General features: G+C 53.2%; 1 pseudogene. It reads left to right on the top strand.

Annotated features, from left to right (window positions below):
- A pseudogene (locus B5E53_RS18590) lies at window positions 1–1,427 on the top strand (PrgI family protein); the annotation flags it as partial.

Here is a 1,427-nt window from a genome sequence, read left to right as displayed (position 1 = left end):
ACCCGGCGGGGCATCCGCAGGCAGGCCAGAGAAGATATCCGGCAGTTAGCCTATGAGCAGAAATGCGCAAAGATAGCAAAGCGCCGGGAAGAGCGGGCGGAGAAGGAAAAGCTCCGTGCGGAAAAGAAACAGGCTGCACAGGACGCCCGCCTTGCTGCACGGCAGACGAAAGCGGCCCGCAAGGCAGAGGCCCGAAAGGCAAAGGAGACGCAGGATGATAAGGCTGTACAAAAAAGTGCTTCAAAATCCCGTCAGACAGCATCCCAGTCTTCCGGCAGGAAAAAGAAACGGCAGCTACAGACCATAGAGGACTATCTTCCGATTGAAAAGATTGCCCACGGTGTCATTTACACGACAGATGGCCGGTATGTAAAGATCCTGGAAGTCGAGCCCATCAACTTCCTGCTCCGAAGTGCCAGGGAGCAGATGGGGATCATCTATAGCTTTATCAGCTACCTGAAGATCAGCCCGGTAAAGCTGCAGATCAAGATGATTTCCAAACGGGCGGACATCAACCAGCATCTGGAGAAATCCAGACAGGAGCTGGAAAATGAAACGGATCCCCGGTGCCGGGAGCTGCAGGAGGATTACCTGAAATTCGTCCGGAATTTAAGTTCCAGGGAGGCCGTTTCCCGGCGGTTCTTCCTTGTTATGGAATATGAACCTTTTAACGCCAACCGGAAGGTGACGGAACGGGAGATCTTAGAATCCCTGGAGACGACGGCGCAGACAGCCAAGACTTTTCTGTACCAGTGCGGCAATGAAGTCACAGAGCATGAAAATCCGGACGAATTTACCACGGATGTTTTGTATACGCTCTTAAACCGCTCCCTTTGTGCTACCCATCCCTTGCAGGAGCGCATTGCTTCCGTACTGGCACGGTACGCAAAGGAGAACCGTTCCGATGAGGATATCCGCATCAGTGAATTTCTCTCACCGGAAGCCCTGGATTTCAGGCACTCCAGCTATGTGCTGATCAACGGGGTATACCACTCCTATCTGTACGTACCATCGGCTGGCTACAAAAGCCGGGTGGTGCCGGGGTGGCTGTCTCTTTTGGTAAACGCCGGGGAAGGCATTGACGTGGATTTTTATCTCCACCGGCAGCCAAAGGATAAGATCCAGCAGCGGCTGGGACAGCAGATCCGGATCAACCGTTCCAAGATCAAGGACGCCTCGGATACCAATACCGACTATGACGACCTGGATTCCGCCATCCGCTCCGGTTATTTCTTAAAACAGGGGCTGGCGAATAATGAGGACTTCTATTACATGAGCCTTCTCATTACCGTCACAGCCTCTACTTCAGAGGAACTGCAGTGGCGGGTACAGGAGATGAAAAAGCTCCTGATCTCCCAGGACATGGACCTGAGAACCTGCTACTTTCTGCAGGAGCAGGGCTTTTTATCCACGCTGCCCCTGGCATC

Source organism: Eubacterium sp. An11, assembly GCF_002161065.1.
Lineage (GTDB): Bacteria > Bacillota > Clostridia > Lachnospirales > Lachnospiraceae > Anaerobutyricum > Anaerobutyricum faecale.
This window is presented reverse-complemented; position numbering and strand designations above follow the sequence as displayed.